This window comes from Streptomyces sp. UW30, assembly GCF_008042075.1.
Classification (GTDB): domain Bacteria; phylum Actinomycetota; class Actinomycetes; order Streptomycetales; family Streptomycetaceae; genus Streptomyces.
Map to the genome: position 1 here is coordinate 1 of NZ_RDBN01000107.1, position 1,089 is coordinate 1,089.

Annotated in this window: 1 protein-coding gene; it reads right to left on the minus strand. The window is 72.9% G+C overall.

Annotation, left to right across the window (positions count from 1 at the left end; genetic code table 11):
* Positions 1 to 1,089 (minus strand): streptophobe family protein (locus EAO75_RS44470; RefSeq protein WP_222724047.1); only part of this gene is annotated, 1,089 nt, incomplete at both ends.

The following is a 1,089-nucleotide window of genomic DNA, read 5'->3' on the forward strand; positions in this document are numbered from 1 at the left end:
GGTACGGCAGGTACGGCAGGTACGGCAGGTACGGCAGGTACGGCAGGTACGGCTTATCCGAGCCGGTCCGGGCCGTACACGCCCGGAATGCCGTACCGGCCGCCGAACCCCGACACGAACCCGTATCTGCACGTGCCGGACGAGATGCGGGAGCCGGAGGATGCCCGGCCGCCCCGAGGATCAGCGCCATCCCGAGGTTGCCCCGCAGTTCCACTCCGGCACCGAACACGTCGAAGCCCAGCACCGACAGCGAGGCGTCCACGGACACCTGCGCCAGCCATGCGAGCAAGGGCAGCACCAACGCCGTCACGACCCCGAGCCGCAGCGCACACCGCCCGGCGAAACGAAGGACACCCGGATCCCGTACGCCCCCGTAGTCACCGGCACCACCCACCGACCCGGCACCCGCAGCACCCTCGATCCCGCCGGCCCCGGCGCCCGCACCCCCGTACACAACCGGCGTCCGCACAGCCGTCAGCACCCCCGCGAGCAGCATCATCACCGCCGCCGCGACGCCCAGCAGCCACACCCGGCCGTCCAGCTCGGCCAGTCGGCCCAGCGTCACGGACTGGTCGGCGTCGCTGTTCAGCAGGTCGTCCAGGGGATCCGGGAGCAGGCCCACCAGCACTCCCGTCGCCCGGCCGTCGAAGGGGACGAACAGACCGATCGGGATACCGAGCCATACGCCGTTCGGGGCGCCGAGCAGGGCGGCGCCCGCGATCCGCTTGGGGTGGTCGTCGCCGATCGCCGCGTACGCCGCCGCCGCGAGCCCGGCCACGACCGCCACCAGCAGCACCGTGACGAGGGCGGACACGGCCGGCCGTACGACGCGGTGCACGGCCTCCCAGGTGCGGGGGAGCGGGGTGCGGCGCGAGGCCAGCAGGGCGATCAGCAGGATGCCGGCGGACCAGGCCAGGCCGCCGAGCAGCGTCGGCGCCGTGTCCACGGTGAAGCCCACCGCCGCCTTGGCGTCGATGAGGTCTCCGATCTGGTCGGGCAGCAGCCCGCCGATGTCCCCGATGTCACCGACCCCGGGAATCTCGATACCGCCGCCGCCATCGCCGCCGTGAGCTGGGCATTGATCGGAAT